This window comes from Pseudomonas sp. NY15463 (assembly GCF_048068415.1).
Taxonomy (GTDB): domain Bacteria; phylum Pseudomonadota; class Gammaproteobacteria; order Pseudomonadales; family Pseudomonadaceae; genus Aquipseudomonas; species Aquipseudomonas mosselii_C.
In genome coordinates, this window is the sequence record NZ_JBLUQD010000001.1 from 469,238 (window position 1) to 486,304 (window position 17,067).

At 63.7% G+C, this 17,067-nt stretch carries 16 protein-coding genes; 10 read left to right on the forward strand and 6 right to left on the reverse strand.

Annotated features, from left to right (window positions below; translation table 11 throughout):
* The first annotated feature begins 73 nt into the window (after positions 1 to 73).
* From pgm to ACNFIC_RS02285, 3 genes are all read left to right on the forward strand, one after another.
* On the forward strand, positions 74 to 1,711 hold the full coding sequence (gene pgm / locus ACNFIC_RS02275) for a phosphoglucomutase (alpha-D-glucose-1,6-bisphosphate-dependent) (RefSeq protein ID WP_416779619.1): 1,638 nt from the start codon (positions 74 to 76) through the stop codon (positions 1,709 to 1,711).
* Positions 1,712 to 1,878: 167 nt separating this feature from the next.
* Complete coding sequence (locus ACNFIC_RS02280; RefSeq protein WP_416779621.1) at positions 1,879 to 2,754, forward strand: pirin family protein; 876 nt, start codon at positions 1,879 to 1,881, stop codon at positions 2,752 to 2,754.
* A 257-nt stretch (positions 2,755 to 3,011) separates the two neighbouring features.
* Positions 3,012 to 3,272: a DUF1652 domain-containing protein gene (locus ACNFIC_RS02285; RefSeq protein WP_138217596.1), complete on the forward strand. Its 261-nt coding sequence runs from the start codon at positions 3,012 to 3,014 to the stop codon at positions 3,270 to 3,272.
* A 41-nt stretch (positions 3,273 to 3,313) separates the two neighbouring features.
* On the opposite strand, the gene ACNFIC_RS02290 is transcribed toward ACNFIC_RS02285, so the two are convergent.
* Together ACNFIC_RS02290 and ACNFIC_RS02295 are read right to left on the reverse strand one after the other, a co-directional pair.
* Positions 3,314 to 3,601: a hypothetical protein gene (locus ACNFIC_RS02290; protein ID WP_138217597.1), complete on the reverse strand. Its 288-nt coding sequence runs from the start codon at positions 3,599 to 3,601 to the stop codon at positions 3,314 to 3,316.
* Between the two features lie 77 nt (positions 3,602 to 3,678).
* Entirely contained in the window at positions 3,679 to 4,161 is a 483-nt protein-coding gene (locus ACNFIC_RS02295; protein WP_416779623.1) for a GNAT family N-acetyltransferase, read from the reverse strand.
* Positions 4,162 to 4,339: 178 nt separating this feature from the next.
* Here ACNFIC_RS02295 and ACNFIC_RS02300 point away from each other — a divergent pair, with 178 nt between their 5' ends.
* From ACNFIC_RS02300 to ACNFIC_RS02320, 5 genes are all read left to right on the forward strand, one after another.
* Positions 4,340 to 4,960: a LysE family translocator gene (locus ACNFIC_RS02300; RefSeq protein ID WP_138217599.1), complete on the forward strand. Its 621-nt coding sequence runs from the start codon at positions 4,340 to 4,342 to the stop codon at positions 4,958 to 4,960.
* 18 nt (positions 4,961 to 4,978) lie between these two features.
* Positions 4,979 to 5,854 carry an alpha/beta fold hydrolase gene (locus ACNFIC_RS02305; RefSeq protein WP_138217600.1) on the forward strand — a complete coding sequence of 292 codons (876 nt, stop codon included), beginning with the start codon at positions 4,979 to 4,981 and terminating at the stop codon, positions 5,852 to 5,854.
* 101 nt (positions 5,855 to 5,955) lie between these two features.
* Complete coding sequence (locus ACNFIC_RS02310; RefSeq protein ID WP_416779626.1) at positions 5,956 to 7,092, forward strand: efflux RND transporter periplasmic adaptor subunit; 1,137 nt, start codon at positions 5,956 to 5,958, stop codon at positions 7,090 to 7,092.
* Positions 7,082 to 8,590, forward strand: coding sequence for an MDR family MFS transporter (locus tag ACNFIC_RS02315; RefSeq protein WP_416779628.1), 1,509 nt, complete (start codon positions 7,082 to 7,084; stop codon positions 8,588 to 8,590). The genes ACNFIC_RS02310 and ACNFIC_RS02315 overlap by 11 nt, the downstream gene beginning before the upstream one ends.
* Positions 8,591 to 8,657: 67 nt before the next feature.
* Positions 8,658 to 9,410, forward strand: a complete 753-nt coding sequence (locus ACNFIC_RS02320) for an AraC family transcriptional regulator (RefSeq protein WP_416779630.1) — start codon at positions 8,658 to 8,660, stop codon at positions 9,408 to 9,410.
* A gap of 2 nt (positions 9,411 to 9,412) precedes the next feature.
* Here ACNFIC_RS02320 and ACNFIC_RS02325 read toward each other — a convergent pair whose 3' ends face one another.
* Positions 9,413 to 10,354 (reverse strand): LysR substrate-binding domain-containing protein, encoded by a 942-nt coding sequence (locus ACNFIC_RS02325; RefSeq protein WP_138217603.1) that lies wholly within the window; start codon positions 10,352 to 10,354, stop codon positions 9,413 to 9,415.
* A 146-nt stretch (positions 10,355 to 10,500) separates the two neighbouring features.
* Between ACNFIC_RS02325 and ACNFIC_RS02330 the strand changes: the two genes are divergently transcribed.
* Positions 10,501 to 11,877, forward strand: a complete 1,377-nt coding sequence (locus tag ACNFIC_RS02330) for an L-serine ammonia-lyase (RefSeq protein ID WP_416779633.1) — start codon at positions 10,501 to 10,503, stop codon at positions 11,875 to 11,877.
* 224 nt (positions 11,878 to 12,101) lie between these two features.
* On the opposite strand, the gene ACNFIC_RS02335 is transcribed toward ACNFIC_RS02330, so the two are convergent.
* The 3 genes from ACNFIC_RS02335 to ACNFIC_RS02345 form a co-directional block, all read right to left on the reverse strand.
* Positions 12,102 to 13,397, reverse strand: a complete 1,296-nt coding sequence (locus tag ACNFIC_RS02335; RefSeq protein ID WP_416779635.1) for an NAD(P)/FAD-dependent oxidoreductase — start codon at positions 13,395 to 13,397, stop codon at positions 12,102 to 12,104.
* Positions 13,398 to 13,410: 13 nt separating this feature from the next.
* Entirely contained in the window at positions 13,411 to 14,499 is a 1,089-nt protein-coding gene (locus tag ACNFIC_RS02340; RefSeq protein WP_138217606.1) for a polyamine ABC transporter substrate-binding protein, read from the reverse strand.
* A 102-nt stretch (positions 14,500 to 14,601) separates the two neighbouring features.
* On the reverse strand, positions 14,602 to 15,960 hold the full coding sequence (locus ACNFIC_RS02345) for a glutamine synthetase family protein (RefSeq protein WP_416779637.1): 1,359 nt from the start codon (positions 15,958 to 15,960) through the stop codon (positions 14,602 to 14,604).
* Positions 15,961 to 16,109: 149 nt separating this feature from the next.
* On the opposite strand from ACNFIC_RS02345, the gene ACNFIC_RS02350 reads away from it, so the two are divergent.
* The gene (locus ACNFIC_RS02350; RefSeq protein WP_138217608.1) at positions 16,110 to 17,021 is read left to right on the forward strand and encodes a helix-turn-helix domain-containing protein; all 912 of its coding nucleotides are present in this window, start codon (positions 16,110 to 16,112) and stop codon (positions 17,019 to 17,021) included.
* The last annotated feature ends 46 nt before the right edge of the window (positions 17,022 to 17,067 follow it).

Genomic DNA, 17,067 nt, shown 5'->3' on the forward strand with positions numbered 1-17,067 from the left:
CCATCGCCTGGCATCGAAACTCCCAGTACACTGCGCGTTCCAACCCCAACATTCGTTGAATTCGAGGTTCTGCATGACGCTCAGTCCTTTGGCAGGCAAGCTGGCTCCGGCCAGTGTGCTGGTCGATATCCCCCGCCTGTTGACGGCCTATTACACCGGCCGCCCCGACGCAGCCGTGGCGTCCCAGCGCGTGGCCTTCGGCACCTCGGGCCACCGTGGCACCTCGTTCGAATTGAGCTTCAACGAATACCACGTGCTGGCCATCACCCAGGCCATCTGTTTGTACCGCCAGGAAAAGGCTATCGATGGCCCGCTGTTCATCGGCGCAGACACCCATGCACTGTCGGCGCCAGCTGCCGCCAGTGCCTTGGAGGTGCTGGCCGCCAACGGCGTGCAGGTTATGCTCAGCCAGGATGACGAATACACCCCGACGCCAGCGGTGTCCCACGCTATCCTCTGTTACAACCGTGGCCGCCAGCAGGGCCTGGCCGACGGAATCGTCATCACCCCGTCGCACAATCCGCCGCAAAGTGGTGGCTTCAAGTACAACCCGCCCAATGGTGGGCCTGCTGACAGCGACGTGACCAAGTGGATCGAGGCCAAGGCTAACGAATTGCTGGCGGCCAATCTGGCCGGCGTCAAGCGTATGGATTACGCCCAGGCACTGCAGGCACCGACCACCCAGCGACATGACTACGTGACCCACTACGTCAACGACCTGGAAAACGTCATCGACTTCGACGTGATCCGCGGCGCCAACCTGCGCCTGGGCGTCGATCCGCTGGGCGGGGCAGGGGTGCGCTACTGGGCGGCCATCGCCGAGCGCTACCAGCTCAACCTGGAGGTGGTGAACACCGAGGTGGACCCGACCTTCCGCTTCATGAGCGTCGATTGGGACGGCCAGATCCGCATGGACCCGTCCTCGCCGTATGCCATGCAGGGCCTGATCGGCCTGCGCGAGCGTTTCGATGTGGCGTTCGCCTGCGACCCGGACCATGACCGTCACGGTATCGTCACCGCCGATGGCCTGTTGCAACCGAACAACTACCTGGCTGTGGCCATTGACTACCTGTACCGTAATCGCCCGCACTGGCGTGGTGACGCTGCGGTGGGCAAGACCGTGGTGTCCAGTGGCCTGATCGATCGTGTGACCGAGGCGTTGGGACGGACGTTGTACGAAGTGCCGGTGGGCTTCAAATTCTTCGCCCAGGGCTTGTTCGAAGGTTCGCTGGGCTTCGGCGGCGAGGAGAGTGCTGGGGCGTCGTTCCTGCGCAAGGACGGCTCGGTCTGGGCCACCGACAAGGACGGCCTGATTCCGGCGTTGCTGGCGGCAGAAATGACCGCTCGCACAGGACGCAACCCGAGCCAGCTCTACGCCGACCTCACCGCCAAGCTGGGCAAGCCATACGCTACCCGTGTCGAAGCCAAGGCCGACCCGCGTCAGAAGGCACTCCTGAGCAAGCTGGCCCCGCAGCAGGTCAAGTCCACCGAGCTTGCCGGTGAACCCATCGTGCAGATTCTCAGCCACGCTCCTGGCAATGGCCAGGCCATCGGCGGCCTCAAGGTCATGACGGCTAACGGCTGGTTCGCCGCGCGGCCGTCGGGGACCGAGGACATCTACAAGATCTACGCTGAGAGCTTCATCGACGAAGCGCACCTGGCCCGCCTGGTACAGGAAGCCCAGGTCTTGGTGGATGCGGCGATCACCTGATCATCAGGGGCGATGCGCGGGGCAAGCGTGTTTCCACAGCGTTGTGGAGCGGGCTTGCCCCGTCGGTCTTGATTGTCCCGTCAGCAGGACGATGTATACCGTTTGATCGACCTACCGCTTCATTATCCTCATCGATAAGCTAATGCCTGTCCAAGAGGAACGCGCTCATGAAAAAAATCCAGGGGATCTACCAGAGTCCGCATACCCATTGGGTAGGTGATGGTTTTCCGGTACGCAGCCTGTTCACCTACGACCATCTGGCACGGCATATCAGCCCGTTCCTGTTGCTCGACTACGCAGGGCCACATGACTTCACCCCCACCACCGCCAGGCGTGGTGTTGGCCAGCATCCGCATCGCGGCTTCGAGACAGTGACCATCGTCTACCAGGGCGAACTCGAACATCGCGATTCCACCGGCGCTGGTGGCTTGATCGGCCCAGGCGACGTGCAGTGGATGACCGCCGCAGACGGTATCATCCACGAAGAGTTCCACTCACCGGCGTTCGCCCGGCAAGGCGGCACCTTGGAAATGGTGCAACTGTGGGTCAACCTGCCGGCCAGGCACAAACGCGCCGCTGCCGGTTACCAGACCCTGCTGGCCGAGGATATTCCGCAGCTGGCGCTCGATGCTGGGGCTGGCAGCTTGCGCGTGATCGCCGGGCGTTACCAAGGCTCTGAAGGGCCGGCGCGTACCTTCACGGACATGGACGTATGGGACATGCGCTTGAACGCCGGTGCCGTGCTGCGACTGCCGCTGTTGCCCGGGCGCAATGCGGCGCTAGTGGTGTTGCGTGGTCAACTGCGGGTCAACGCCGAGCGTGACGCCGGCCCCGCCAGCCTGGTGCTGTTCGCGCGCGACGGCGACAACGTGCAGATCGAAGCGCTACAGGACACCAGCGTGTTGTTGCTCAGTGGCGAGCCAATCGATGAGCCGATCGTTGGCTATGGCCCGTTCGTGATGAACAGCCAGGCGCAGATCGCCGAGTCGTTCGACGACTTCCATGCCGGGCGCTTTGGGCAACTGGGCGCCACTGAGCGCTAGGCGCTGGATAGCAGCCTTGATCCGCGACAATGTCGCGAAACCCGTCCACAGCGGCAGCCGAATGGTCCGCTGCCACCATTGGTCGGCCAGCGGCTGCAACTGATCGAACAAACCTCATCGGCGCAGGTTCTTCCACTAAGGTGCTAGAGGAACATGTACCTCTTCAACGCCAGTACCTCGGGCCATGGATCGCCAGCCGAGGTCATACCCATGTACATACAATAACTGGCCATTCAGGGACCAGAGAGGGTCGTACCATGTCGCTGATCGGAGTTTCGATGTTGGAAATGCGGCAACTGATCGAGCACGCCTGCCTGCCGGATCGTTGCGAAGTGAGTTGCCCGGATGGCGAGCACCTGACCATCCGTTTGGGCCAAGGGCATACTTTGGATGGCTGCCTGACTGTGACCGATGTGCCACTCACCAGCCTCAACAGCTGCCGTGACCTGCTGGGCTTGGTGGCGCGGCTCAAGGAGCAGCGTCCAGCCAGCGCGCCGCCACTCAAGGCAATCGCCTGATCCACGTCTGCCCGGCGAGCATGGCTTGCCGGGCAGCGGCGTCAATGCAGTTCCACCAGCAGGTTCAACCCGCCATCCCCGCATTTGCCCTGGTCGCGCACCACGCCATGATAGCGGCGTCCTTCCCAGATGAAGGCGACGCTGTGGGCGCGCTCGACCTTGTGCGGTAAAGGCGGGCAGAGGTGCAGATGCAAGGCCGGGCGCCCTTGCAGGTTGAGCGCTGCCAGTTGCGCCTGGCACTCGACGCTCAGCGCCACCGGGCCGAACAGGGTGTCTCGTACATAATCCAGTTGCAGGCAGGCATTCGGGGCGCGGCAGGGCATTTTCATGGCGAGTGGCAGGCTCCTGGGCAAGATGGCGGACATCAGTGCTTTGAAGCCTGCCGAACGTAAGTGTTCAAATTATTTCAATGGCCTTCGGCAAACCGCCTCAAGCCGTCGCCATCGAGGCGATAGCGCACCCACTCATCCTGCGCTTGGGCACCCAGCGAGCGGTAAAAGCCGATGGCCGGCTCGTTCCAATCCAGCACGCTCCATTCAAGGCGCCCGCAGCCCTTGGCCACGGCTTCCTGGGCGATGTGCCGCAGCAATGTGCGCCCGGCGCCGTCGCCGCGTTGTTGCGGGGTCACGTAGAGGTCTTCCAGGTAGATACCGTTACGGCCGAGCCAGGTGGAGTAACTGTAGAAGTACACGGCAAATCCGATGCTCACTCCGTCACGCTCGCAGATCAGGCTGTGCACGGTGCTGCCTTCATCGAACAGGCTGTGCTCGATATCGGCGACGCTCGCCACCACTTCATGACGGGCACGTTCGTAGTCAGCCAGTTCGGTGATGAACGTAAGAATTTGCGCGGCGTCGCTGCGTACGGCGCGACGGATGGTGAGGCTCATGGCGGGCATCCTTGATTGACGATGCCAGCATGTTACCTGTGCGCGAGCATTTCTTCAGTGCAGTCGTACCGTATCAGTAGGCTGTACTTGCGCAATTAAACTCAACTGTATCGGTGCCCTCAGTGAGCGCTCCGTTAGTGTGGTTGTACCTTTCGGGAAATAAACGGATCCCCACACCATGCTTGCCTCGTTCGACCTGCTCAGCGCGTTCGTGCTGTTCGCTTTCGTTTCTTCCATCACGCCCGGCCCGAATAACACCATGTTGCTGGCCTCGGGGGTGAACTTTGGCGTACGCCGCAGCGTGCCTCACGCACTGGGGATCAGCATCGGCTTCATGCTCATGGTGCTAGGGGTCGGTTTGGGGTTGGGTGAGCTGTTCAAAGCCTGGCCGGTGCTATACACCGTGTTGCGCTATGGCGGCGCTGCGTATTTGCTGTACCTGGCCTGGAAGATCGCGACTTCCGGGCCCATGAACGCTGACACCGTGAGCAGCCGCGAACCGCTGGGTTTCTGGGGCGCGGCGGCGTTTCAGTGGGTCAATCCCAAGGCCTGGGTCATGGCGGTGGGCGCCATCACTACCTATACGCCGGCTCAAGGTTATGTGGTCAATGTGATCGTCATCGCGGTGGTGTTCGCGCTGGTCAACCTGCCCAGCGTCGGCATCTGGGTGATGTTCGGCAGCGCGTTGCGCAACCTGCTGCGCAACCGGCGCGCGCTGGTGCTGTTCAATGTCGTGATGGCCGTGTTGCTGGTGATTTCACTGTATCCGCTGCTGTTTGTAGAATCGTCGTTTTCCTAGAGCCGACGAGTGCCGTAGATGGAGTTGATTCCCTGGTCCCATGAATGCGCCGAAGGTTTCACCTTGCGCGGTTGGCGCACGCCGCCAAGCGGCCGACCGCTGTTGCACTTCCTGCATGGCAATGGGTTTTGCTGCTTGGCCTACCAGCCCTTGCTGCTGCGTCTGAGCGAGCATTTCGACCTGTGGTTGTGCGATGTGCAAGGCCATGGCGACAGCGATCACGGTGGTGCGTTCGTGGGTTGGAACCGTGCGGCGGCGCAGGCCCTGGAGGCCTTCGCCGCTGGGCGCGGTGAATACGGTGACGTGCCGCTGCTGGCGGTAGGGCACAGCTTTGGCGGGGTGCTCACCGGCCTGATGCTGGCCCGAGAGAAGTCGTTGTTCCAGCGTGCGGTGCTGCTCGACCCTGTGCTGTTCAGCCGCCGGATGCTTGGGGTGATGGGGGTGGCTGCCATGGTTGGCCTGCATCGGCGTCATGCACTGGCGCGCAAGGCCGCGACGCGCCGTAGCCACTGGCCTGACCGCCAGGCGGCGCTGGCGTCGCTGCAAGGGCGGGGTATTTTCAAGGGCTGGAGCGACACGGCCCTGCACGCTTATGTCGAGCACGCCATCGGCGATTGCGGCGAGGCCGTGGTGCTCAAGTGCCGACCCAGCCGCGAAGTGGAGATTTTCAGTTCGTTCCCTGAACGTATGTGGCATCAACTGAGCAGTATCTCGACGCCGACCTGCATCCTGTATGGCGAGCACACCTATCCCTTCGTGCCGCACTCGGTTCAACGTCTGGCTAGTCTGAACGCCCAGGTCAGTAGCCAGCAGGTGGCGGGTGGGCATTGCTTCATGCAGGAGGATCCCGCTGCGGCGGCCGAGCGGGTGGTGGCGTTTCTCCAGGCACCTTAATGAAGATTGTCTATTTCGCGACGATAGTTGGATGATTCGCGAGCGATCGACACGCACGTATTCCTTACGCTGGTGCTCCCCCCCTTGTATGGAGCCCCAGCATGAACCAGGCGGTCAGCCCAGAAACCCAGCAGGACCTCGACCAACACCGTGACCCACGACGCCGGCGTTTGCTGCGTGTGGGGCTGGCCGGTTCGCTGGGGCTGCTGCTGAGCGCTTATGGCGGTTACTGGTGGCTGGAGGGGCGCTTTCTCGAACAGACCGACGATGCCTACGTGCGTGCCGACTGGGCGCCGATCAGCGCGCGGGTGAGCGGCTACGTCGCCGAAGTGACGGTGGCCGATAACGCCCAGGTCAAGGCCGGTGACGTACTGGTACGCCTGGATGCGCGGGATTTTCGTGATCGCTTGCGCAAGGCCGAGGCGCAGCTAGCGGTGAGCGAGGCGGCATTGCAGGTGCAACGCCTGCGCCTGCGCACTTTCGCTGCCGAACAGACGGAGCAGGCCCAGGCCATCGCGCGTGCCGACGCCGAACGTGCCGGCAGCCGTGGCGAGGCGCAGCGCGCCGAGGCCGACTGGCAACGCTACCAGCGCCTGGCCGAATGGCAAGCGGCCAGCGTGCAACGCATGGAACAAGCCCGCGCCACACGTATTCAGGCCAACGCCCTGCAGCGCGCTGCTGACGCCGAGCTTGCCCGCCAGCACGCGCACAAGGCGGTGTTGGCCCAACAAGGTCGCCAGCTTGAGGCCGAACTGCTGCAACGCCAGGCTGACCTCGACCAGGCCCAAGCCGAAGCGGACCTGGCGCGTAGCGCCCTGGCCGACACCGAGATCCGTGCGCCCTTCGATGGCGTGGTGGGCCAGCGTAAGGCCCGCCAGCAACAGTACATCACCCCAGGTTTACCGTTGCTGGCGCTGGTGCCGGTCGAACAGGCCTATGTGGTGGCCAATTTCAAGGAGACCCAGCTGGCGCACCTGCGTCCAGGCCAGCCGGTACGCCTTGAAGTGGATACCTTCGGCCAGCACTGGCAGGGCACCGTCGACAGCGTGTCGCCAGGCTCAGGGGCGGTATTCGCGCTGCTGCCGCCGGACAACGCCACGGGCAACTTCACCAAGATCGTCCAGCGTTTCCCGGTACGCATACATCTGCAACCCGAAGTGGACGGCGTGCCGAAGCTATTGCCCGGCATGTCGGTGATCGCCACCGTCGATACCCGGCAGGTGCATGATGGACGCTGAGGAAAAAGTCACCACCCGGGCCTGGGTGGCGGTGATCGGCGGCTTGTTCGGCTGCTTCATGGCCGGGATGAACGTGCACGTCACCAGCGCTGCCCTGCCTGAGATCGAAGGTGCGCTGGGCGCGAGCTTCGAGGAGGGGTCGTGGATTTCCACCGCGTACCTGGTGGCCGAGATCAGCATGATCCCGCTGACCGCTTGGTTGGTGCGGGTGTTCTCGTTGCGGCGGGTGATGCTGGTAGGGTCGGCGGTGTTTCTTACCAGCTCCGTGAGCTGCGCACTGGCACCTGGCCTGCAAGCGATGATCGCCCTGCGGGTGGTGCAAGGCGCTTCGGGGGCGGTGCTGATCCCGCTGTCGATGCAGCTGATCATCACCGAACTGCCTGCCAGCCGCCTGCCGCTGGGGATGGCGCTGTTCAGCCTGTCTAATAGCGTGGCTCAGGCGGCTGGGCCTTCGATAGGGGGCTGGTTGACCGACATGTACTCCTGGCGCTGGATCTTTTTGCTGCAACTACCGCCAGGTTTGGCGTTGCTGGCAGCGGTGGCCTGGTCGATCAAGGGCCAGGCCGGTGACCGCAGTGCCCTGCGTCAGGCCGACTGGCTCGGGATCGGCGCCATGGCGCTGGGGCTTGGGGCGTTGCAGGTGGTGCTGGAGGAGGGCGGACGCAAAGATTGGTTCGACTCGCGCTTTATCGTCGTATTCAGTGTGCTGGCGATATTCGCCCTGGCGCTGTTCATCCAGCGGCAGTTATGGGGGGCACGTCCGTTCATCAACCTGCGGTTGTTGGCCAGCTACAACTTCGGTGTATCGAGCCTGGCGATGGCGGTATTCGGCGCGGCCACCTTCGGCTTGGTGTTTCTGGTGCCCAACTATCTGGCGCTGGTGCAAGGCTACAGCGCCAGCGAGGTCGGCAAGAGCCTGATCGCCTATGGCCTAGTGCAACTGTTGCTGGCGCCCTTGCTGCCCCGGCTGATGCGCTGGCTCAACCCCAAGCTGCTGGTGGCCAGCGGTTTCGCCATCATGGCCCTGGGGTGCTGGCTGGGCTCGCAACTGACGGTGGATGCGGGTAGCAACGTGATCATCCCGTCCACCGTGGTGCGGGGTATCGGTCAGCCGTTGATCATGGTGGCGCTGTCGGTACTGGCGGTGAAGGGGCTGGACAAAGCTCAGGCGGGCTCGGCTTCGGCGTTGATCTCGATGCTGCGCAACCTGGGTGGAGCATTGGGCACGGCGTTGTTGACGCAACTGGTGTCGCTGCGTGAACGCTTTCATTCGGTGCGGGTGGGCGAGGCGCTGACATTGTTCGACGGCGCGTTGCAGCAACGTCTGCCGGGCGGCATGCTCGATCCGCAATCACCGCAGGTGATGCAGAGCCTGGCGCTGATCGACCGCAGTGTGCGCGAGCAGGCTTACCTGATGGCGTACTCCGATGCCTTCTACCTGTCGTGCCTGGCGTTGCTGGGGTGTGCGCTGGCCGCCTTGCTGTTGCGCAGTCGTTAGCGTGTGCCCCTTCACGAACAGCGCTGGCCCTGCGACCATGAGGTTTCATTGCCACCGAAGCCTGTCGATGACCCGTCCGCCGATCCTTGCACTTGCCGAGAACTACCGCCACGGCGAGCACATTGCCCTGCACTGTCACGACCGTGCCCAGCTCATTCATGCGATCAGTGGCGTGGTCACGGTCAGTGCCCGCGAAGGCAGTTGGGTCGTGCCCCCTGGGCGCGGAGTCTGGGTGCCTGCGGCCAGCGAGCATGAGTTGCGCATGTCCGGGGTGGTGCGCATGCGTACCTTGTTCGTGGACGCCGAGGCACGGTCTGGGTTGCCGCAGCAGTGTCAGGTGATCGAGATCTCGCCACTGTTGCGCGAGCTGATCATCCGGGCCATGGACATCGTGCCGGGGTACCCGCTGGATGGGCCTGAGGCGCGGATCATGGCACTGATCCTGGACGAGATCCGCGTGTTGCCGGTGCTGGCACTGCATGTACCCAGCCCAGGGCCTGGGCCTTTGCAGGCATTGTGCGAGGCCGCGCGCGCGGCGCCGGCCGATGACTGGAGCTTGGCGCGGGCGGCGCGCTTGAGCGGCCTCAACGCGCGAACCCTGACCCGGGCTTTTCAGCGCGAGACAGGCTTGAGCCTGGTGCAGTGGGTACGGCGCATGCGTTTGCTGGCGGGGCTGGATGCGCTGGCGGCGGGCGCATCGGTGCTGGAAGTGGCGCTGGACCTGGGCTATGACAGCCCGAGTGCGTTCAGCGCGATGTTCCGGCGCACCCTCGGGGTTTCGCCCTCGGTGTATGTCGGGCGGGGCACGCCGCGCTGGTGAGCTTACGCCAGCGCCATCGGATGCAGGGCCCTGAAGTGTTGCGCCTCCTCCACCAGCCAGTCATGCACCGCTCGTGCCCCCGGCTGGCTAAGCCCGCCAGGCCGATACAACAGCACATAGCGCTTGTGGTTGGCGATTGGCACGCCGAACGGCACGATCAGCGCGCCACGCTCCAACTCGTCGTTGAGTAGCGTGCGCCGGGCGATGGCCACGCCGATGCCGGCGATCGCCGCCTCGATGGTGAGGTGGTTGCGGTTGAAGGTATGCCCGCGGCGCACCGGCATGCCGCCAGCCCCGATCCCCGCCAGGTAGAATTCCCACTCAGCGTACTCCGAGCTGCCGCGCCAGGCTGTGATGTCGTGCAGCAGCGGATAGTGCGCCAGGTCGGCCGGGCCGTGCAGCGGCGGGCGACCGCGCAGCAGGGCTGGGGAGCACACCGGAAAGATCTGCTCGTCCAGCAGTGGCGTGGACAGCATGCCGGGATAGCTGCCGTCGTTCAGGTCGATGGCCAAGTCGAAGTCGTCCGGGTGCAGGGCTTGGTTGCTGTCCTCGGCCACCAGGCGCAGCTCGATGTCGGGATAGCGCTGCTGGAAGCGTGGCAGGCGTGGTGTCAGCCATTTGGCCAGGAACGACGGGATCGAGCGCAGCCGCAGCGTGCCGCGGATTTCGCCAGCGTCCAGGCGTAACAACTCGGCCTCGATGCTGCCGTAGGCTTCTGCCACCGTCTGCGCCAGGCGCTGGCCCTCGGCCGACAGTTCCACGCCTCGGGCGCGGCGCAGGAACAAGCGATAGCCCAGGCGTTCTTCGAGCTGGCGCATTTGTTGGCTGACCGCACCAGGGGTGATGTGCAGCTCTTCTGCACAGCGGGTGAACGACAGGTGCCGCGCCGCGCAGGAGAATACGTGCAGCCAGACATACACCTGACCATTGAGTTGCCCTTTCATCGTTTAGTCCTGCTAAAGCCTTTTGTAGAAAGTTTCGTTGGTCATCGACCGGGCAGGCCGTCAGTATCGCTCAATATCGCAATACCGCTCAAATTCCTCACAGCGCCGTGGATCGTTTCTATCGACAAGCCCGGCAAGGCATTAGTATGGCTATCAGTGTTTTCGACCTCTTCAAGATTGGCATCGGCCCGTCCAGCTCCCACACCGTCGGCCCCATGCGCGCCGCAGCGACCTTCGCTGGCGTCTTGCGTGAGCGCGGGCTGCTGAATCGTGTGACACGGGTCGAGGTGCGCCTGTATGGCTCGCTGTCGGCCACCGGCGTCGGCCATGCCACCGACCGGGCCTGCTTGCTCGGCCTGATGGGGCAATGGCCGGACCGTATCGATCCGCAGAGCATCGAATCGCGTATCGACCAACTGATGCAGGAGCACTGTTTGATCCTCGACGGCAGCCACCCGGTAGACTTCCAATATGCGCGCGACATGCGTCTGTTGGACGAAGACCTGGCTTACCATCCCAATGCGATGACTCTGGAGAGCTTCGACAGCCAAGGCAGCCAGTTCAGCCAGACCTACTACTCCATCGGTGGTGGCTTTATCGTCGAGCAGGCAGAGCTGGATGCGCCTGTGGCCGACGCTGGCGAAGTCAAGTTGCCCTACGCGTTCTCCAGCGGCGCCGAGTTGTTGGCCCTGTGCAAGCAACATGGGCTGAGCGTGAGCCAGCTGATGATGGCCAACGAATGTGCCTGGCGCACAGAGGCCGATGTGCGTGCAGGGTTGCTGAAGATCTGGACGGCGATGGGCGAGTGCGTGGCCAACGGTCTACGCAATGAAGGGGTGCTGCCTGGCGGCTTGCAGGTCAAGCGTCGCGCCGCCAAGCTGCACCGCAGCCTGCAAGAACTGGGCAAACCGAATGTGATCGGCTCGACCCTGAGCGCGATGGAATGGGTCAACCTGTTCGCCCTGGCGGTCAACGAGGAGAACGCCGCTGGCGGGCGCATGGTCACCGCGCCCACCAATGGCGCAGCGGGCATCATTCCAGCTGTGCTGCATTACTACATGAAATTTAACCCTACCGCCTGCGACGACGACGTGGTGGCGTTCCTGCTGGCCGCAGCTGCCGTGGGCATCCTGTGCAAGACGAACGCGTCGATCTCCGGCGCTGAAGTGGGGTGCCAGGGTGAGGTCGGGTCGGCCTGTGCCATGGCCGCTGCCGGCTTGGCCGAAGTGCTTGGTGCGACCCCACCGCAGCTTGAGAACGCGGCCGAAATCGCCCTCGAGCACAACCTCGGGCTGACCTGCGATCCAGTGGGTGGGTTGGTCCAGGTGCCTTGCATCGAGCGCAACGCCATCGCCGCCGTAAAGGCGATCAATGCCGTACAGATGGCCCTGCGTGGCGACGGTGAACACTTCATCTCCCTGGACCGGGTGATTCGCACCCTGCGCGACACAGGCGCTGACATGCACGCGAACTACAAGGAAACCTCGCGCGGTGGCCTGGCCGTGGCGTTCGTCGAGTGCTGATGCGTGGCCTGAAGCGTCCACGATGTCCACGCCATTCCCCTGAGCGAATGGCGTGAGCGTGTGCGCCATCCCTGTTATACGGTGCAGCCTGCCTGGCAGCCCGGCGAGGAAAGCAGAGCTGCCAAGCAGCGATGGCATTTTCACATTGTTGCCGACGAGTGGTCAGATCAGGGGCGGATGGCCACTGCGATGGTCTTGCGCCAGTGCAGTGGCGCTCGCGTCGTTCAGCCGAGCGCCTCACGTAGGCGGTACCACAGCATGCCTAGGGCTAGCAGGGGCGAGCGCAGGGCTTTGCCGCCGGGAAAGGTCAGGTGCGGCACGGCGCTGAAGACATCCAGCCCCTGGCTGTGGCCGGTGGCGATGGCTTCGGCCAGCAGTTTGGCGGTCCAGTGCGTCACGTTAAGGCCGTGCCCCGAATAGCCCTGGGCGTAGTACACGTTAGGGTGCTGGCGCAGGCGGCCGACTTGCGGGAAACGGTTGGCGGTGATGCCGATCATCCCCCCCCACTGATAATCCAGGCGTACGTCGGCCAGTTGCGGGAAGACCTTGAGCACCTTTGGCCGCATGTACGCACCGATATCCTTCGGGTCGCGCCCCGAATAGTGGCAGGCGCCGCCGAACAGCAAGCGCCGGTCGGCAGTCAGGCGGTAATAATCCAGCCCGACCTTCTGATCGCACAGCGCCATGTTCTGCGGGATCAACGTCTGGGCCACGTGCTCGGGCAACGGCTCGGTGGCCACCACGTAACTGCCGGCAGGCAGCACCTTGCCGCTCAGGCGCGGCTCTAGCTCATCGAGGTGGGCGTTGCAGCCCAGCACCAGGCTTTGGGCGTGTACCTTGCCGCGTGCGGTGTGCACGGTCACCCGGCTACCGTGCTCGATGCGCAGCACCGGGCTTTGCTCGAACAGGCGCACGCCCAGGCCCTGTGCGGCGCGCGCCTCGCCCTGGACCAGATCGAGCGGATGCAGGTGGCCTGAGCCCATGTCCACCAGGCCGCCGGCGTACTGGTCGCTGGCAACGATTTCGTGGATACGCTCGGGGCCTACCAACCGAGTTTCATGGCGATAGCCCAGTTCGGCAAGGTTGCGCTGCTCGTCGCTGAAGGCGGCGAACTGGGCCGGGGTGTTGGCCAGCTCGCAGAAACCCCAGCGCAGGTCGCAGTCGATGCCGTATTGCTCGATACGCCGGGCGACCAACGCCACCGACTCGATGCCGGCTTGTTGCAGGTAGCGTACGCCGTCCTGGCCAACGTGACGGGCAAAGCCTGACACCTCATGGCCAATGCCGCGGATCAATTGCCCGCCGTTGCGCCCGCTGGCGCCCCAGCCGATGCGCCGGGCTTCCAGCAGCACCACCGACAGCCCGTGCTCGGCCAGCTCCAGGGCCGCGTTGACCCCGGTAAGGCCACCGCCGATCACACACACGTCGGCGTGCAGTTGCTGGTCGAGCGCAGGGTAGGTGGCTGCCTGGCGGGCTGTTGCGGCGTAGTAGGAGGCCGCGTGTTCGTTCATGTGAGGCATGGCAGTGCTCGGCTCAGCGGTTGGACTTGATCTTGCTCCAGGAGCGCGTCATCAGGCGCAGCGTCCCTGGACTTTGCATCGTCGAGACGTACAGCTTGTCCAGCACGTCCTGAGGAGGATAGATCGCGGGGTTTTCGACCAGTGCCGGCTCCATGTAGGCCTTGGCATCGGGGTTGGCGTTGGCGTAACCGACCGTGGCACTGACCTTGGCGATGACCTTGGGGTCGAGCAGGTAGTTGATGAACGCCAGTGCCTGCTCGGGGTTCTTGGCGTCCTTGGGGATCGCCAGCAGGTCGAACCACAGGTTGCTGCCTTCCTTGGGAATACTGTAGGCAACTTTGACCCCGTTGCCGGCCTCTTCGGCGCGGTGTGCGGCCTGGAGCACATCGCCCGAATAGCCGAAGGCCACGCAGACATCACCGTTGGCCAGGTCCGATACGTACTTGGAGGAATGGAAGTAGGTGATGTAAGGGCGCAGCGCCAGCAAGCGTGCTTCGGCCTTGGCGTAGTCGGCAGGCTTCTCGCTGCGCGGGTCCATGCCCATGTAGTTGAGTACGGCGGGGAATAGCTCGTCGGGAGAATCCATGAAGGCCACGCCGCATTGCTTGAGTTTCTTCAGGTTTTCAGGCTCGAACAGCACCGCCCAGGAATCGATCTTGTCGATACCCAGCGCCGCTTTTACCTTCTCGACGTTGTAGCCGATGCCATTGGTGCCCCACAGGTACGGCACGGCGTACTGGTTGCCAGGGTCGTTCTGCTCCAGTTGCTTGAGCAGTTTAGGGTCCAGGTGCTGCCAATTGGGCAGCTTGCTGCGGTCCAGCGGCAAGAATGCGCCGGCCTTGGCCTGGCGCGCCAAAAAGTGGTTCGAGGGCACCACCACGTCATAACCGGTGCGCCCGGCCAGCAGCTTGCCTTCCAGGGTTTCGTTGGAGTCGAACACGTCGTAGACCACCTTGATGCCAGTGCTGGCCTGGAAATCCGCCAGGGTGGTGTCACCGATGTAGTCAGTCCAGTTGTACACACTGACCATTGGCTCGGCCTGGGCGGCAGTGCCGAACAGCAGGGCGAAGGTTGCAGGGATCAGGGCTTGCATATGACGCATGTCGACACCTCGATTGGTCTTTTTCTTAGGGCGTGGCACTGATGGGGCGGTCTTCGAGGCAAGCCCGCCCCGTTGGGGAGGGGCTTGCCCGGTGATCGGGGGTTACACGCTCAGCAACAAAAATTCGCGCTCCCACGAGCTGATCACGCGCTTGAAATTCTCGTGCTCGGCGCGCTTGACCGCGACGTAACCCTGCACGAACGAGTGGCCCAGGTACTGGCGCACCACCTCGCAATCTTCCATGTGCTGCAAGGCATCCTCGATGGTGATCGGCAGGCGCAGGTTGCGCCGCTCGTAAGCGCGGCCCTGTACCGGGGCGCTGGGTTCGATGCGTTCGACCATGCCGATGTAGCCGCACAGCAGGCTGGCGGCGATGGCCAGGTAGGGATTGGCGTCGGCGCCCGGCAGACGGTTCTCAACGCGCATCGCCTCAGGGCTCGAGGTCGGCACGCGCAGACCAGCGGTGCGGTTTTCCTCACCCCATTCCACGTTTACTGGCGCCGACGTGTCGGGCAGGAAGCGGCGGAACGAGTTGACGTTAGGGGCGAACATCGGCAGCAGCTTGGGAATGAACGTCTGTAGCCCGCCGATATGGTGCAGGAACAGCTCGCTCATGCTGCCGTCGTCGTTGGCGAAGATCGGCTTGCCGCTGGCGATGTCCACCACGCTCTGGTGCAAGTGCATGGCGCTGCCGGGTTCGTCGGTGATCGGCTTGGCCATGAATGTGGCGGTGACGTTGTGCTTGAGCGCCGCCTCGCGCATTGTGCGCTTGAACACGGTGATCTGGTCGGCCAGGTCCAGCGCGTCGCCATGCCGGAAGTTGATCTCCATCTGGGCTGGGCCGTCTTCGTGGATCAGCGTGTCCAGGTCCAGGCCCTGCATCTCGCACCAGTCGTAGACATCCTCGAACAAGGGGTCGAATTCGTTGGCCGCATCGATGGAAAACGACTGGCGACCGCTTTCGGCGCGGCCCGAACGGCCCAGCGGCACTTGCAACGGCAGGTCCGGGTCTTCGCAGCGCTGGGTCAGGTAGAACTCCATCTCCGGGGCGACGATTGGCTGCCAGCCTTTGTCGGCATACAGCTTGAGCACCTTCTTGAGCACGTTGCGCGGCGACAGCTCGATGGGGTTGCCCTGCTTGTCGAACGTATCGTGGATGACGATGGCGGTCGGTTCGATTGCCCAGGGGATCTGGTACACCGCCGTCGGGTCGGGGCGGCAGATCATGTCGATGTCCGCAGCGTCGAGCAGGCTGTAGTAGATGTCATCGTCGACGTAGTCGCCGGTGACCGTCTGCAACAGCACGCTTTCAGGCAGGCGCATGCCGCGCTCGTGGAGGAATTTGGCGGTCGGGGCGATCTTGCCACGGGCGATGCCGGTCAGGTCACTGATCACGCATTCGACTTCGGTGATCCGGTGTTCTTTCAGCCAGGCGGACAGCTGATCGAAGGGGGCGCTCATACAAACCTCTTGGTTGGGTAGTTGTGGTGGGTGTGCCCAGGAGGCTTCCCACGGGTGACGCTGAGGACTATCTTGGGCGCAGCCCCTCGGGGTGATCTATCCACTTTCTTCGTCGATCAATGCACCAAAAGAGTGCAATAGGACAACGCGTGACAACGCCCAACGCCTTGCAGGTCCGCGACTTGCGTACTACCGATGTCACCGAACAGATCCGCGCCACGCCCGGCTGGCAGCAGCAGTACCGGCAGATGTCCCCCGGGCATTTCAACGGACAGCTGCGTTGGCTGGGGCTGGACGGCGTGCAGGTCTACGAGGAGCGTCTGAATACCCGGGTCGAGCAGTTCTTCCGTGCCCCTAGCGGAGCCTTGGCGTTCTGTTTCGACCGCAGCGAAAACAGCCTCTACCTGCTCAACGAGGACAGTCGCAACATCTGGATCACCCCGGAGAACTATCAGGAGGTGGCGGTGGTGTTCGACCAGCCGTTCCTGGCCAGCCATGGCCTGGACATCGAGCGTTTGCGCGGGTTGTTCATGGTGCCGTTGACCTGTCAGCAGACCGCGCTGTTCGGCAATTGGCTAAGTGCGACGCTGACCCGGGTGGGGCAGGCTGAGTGTGAGCTGGCAGGCGCAGCGCTGAGTGAGCAATTGTTCGAAGACTGCCTGTTCATCCTCGATAACGCTGGCCAAGGCCTGCAAGGCGAGGCACGCGAGCGGCGCGACGAGGGGCGGGCGATCATGCGACGGATCAGCGAGTGGGCCGCCGATTGCCCCGACGAAACCCTCAACCTGGTGGAACTGGCCAAGCTCGCCGGGGTGTCCGTGCGTCGCCTGCAACAGGCCTTCAAGGGGTTCACGCAGATGCCGCCCGCGCACTGGCTGCGGCTGCGTCGGCTCAATGGCGCGCGGCGCGACCTGCTGCAGGGGGCAGGCGAAGTGACCGTGGCCGAGGTAGCCATGCGCTGGTCGTTCTGGCACCTGGGGCGGTTTTCGGAGAGTTATCGGCAGTTGTTCAGGGAGTTGCCGAGCGAGACGCTCAAGCGCAGTCGCGGGGTATCCGGCTAGCGCCGCGCAACACCTGGATTCGGCGTTGCACGGCGCTAGCTGGGTG

Coding starts and splice junctions, on each gene's coding strand:
- pgm (WP_416779619.1), top strand. CDS start 74: ATGACGCTCAGTCCTTTGGCAGGCAAGCTGGCTCCGGCCAGTGTGCTG.
- ACNFIC_RS02280 (WP_416779621.1), top strand. CDS start 1,879: ATGAAAAAAATCCAGGGGATCTACCAGAGTCCGCATACCCATTGGGTA.
- ACNFIC_RS02285 (WP_138217596.1), top strand. CDS start 3,012: ATGTCGCTGATCGGAGTTTCGATGTTGGAAATGCGGCAACTGATCGAG.
- ACNFIC_RS02290 (WP_138217597.1), bottom strand. CDS start 3,601: ATGAAAATGCCCTGCCGCGCCCCGAATGCCTGCCTGCAACTGGATTAT.
- ACNFIC_RS02295 (WP_416779623.1), bottom strand. CDS start 4,161: ATGAGCCTCACCATCCGTCGCGCCGTACGCAGCGACGCCGCGCAAATT.
- ACNFIC_RS02300 (WP_138217599.1), top strand. CDS start 4,340: ATGCTTGCCTCGTTCGACCTGCTCAGCGCGTTCGTGCTGTTCGCTTTC.
- ACNFIC_RS02305 (WP_138217600.1), top strand. CDS start 4,979: ATGGAGTTGATTCCCTGGTCCCATGAATGCGCCGAAGGTTTCACCTTG.
- ACNFIC_RS02310 (WP_416779626.1), top strand. CDS start 5,956: ATGAACCAGGCGGTCAGCCCAGAAACCCAGCAGGACCTCGACCAACAC.
- ACNFIC_RS02315 (WP_416779628.1), top strand. CDS start 7,082: ATGGACGCTGAGGAAAAAGTCACCACCCGGGCCTGGGTGGCGGTGATC.
- ACNFIC_RS02320 (WP_416779630.1), top strand. CDS start 8,658: ATGACCCGTCCGCCGATCCTTGCACTTGCCGAGAACTACCGCCACGGC.
- ACNFIC_RS02325 (WP_138217603.1), bottom strand. CDS start 10,354: ATGAAAGGGCAACTCAATGGTCAGGTGTATGTCTGGCTGCACGTATTC.
- ACNFIC_RS02330 (WP_416779633.1), top strand. CDS start 10,501: ATGGCTATCAGTGTTTTCGACCTCTTCAAGATTGGCATCGGCCCGTCC.
- ACNFIC_RS02335 (WP_416779635.1), bottom strand. CDS start 13,397: ATGCCTCACATGAACGAACACGCGGCCTCCTACTACGCCGCAACAGCC.
- ACNFIC_RS02340 (WP_138217606.1), bottom strand. CDS start 14,499: ATGCGTCATATGCAAGCCCTGATCCCTGCAACCTTCGCCCTGCTGTTC.
- ACNFIC_RS02345 (WP_416779637.1), bottom strand. CDS start 15,960: ATGAGCGCCCCCTTCGATCAGCTGTCCGCCTGGCTGAAAGAACACCGG.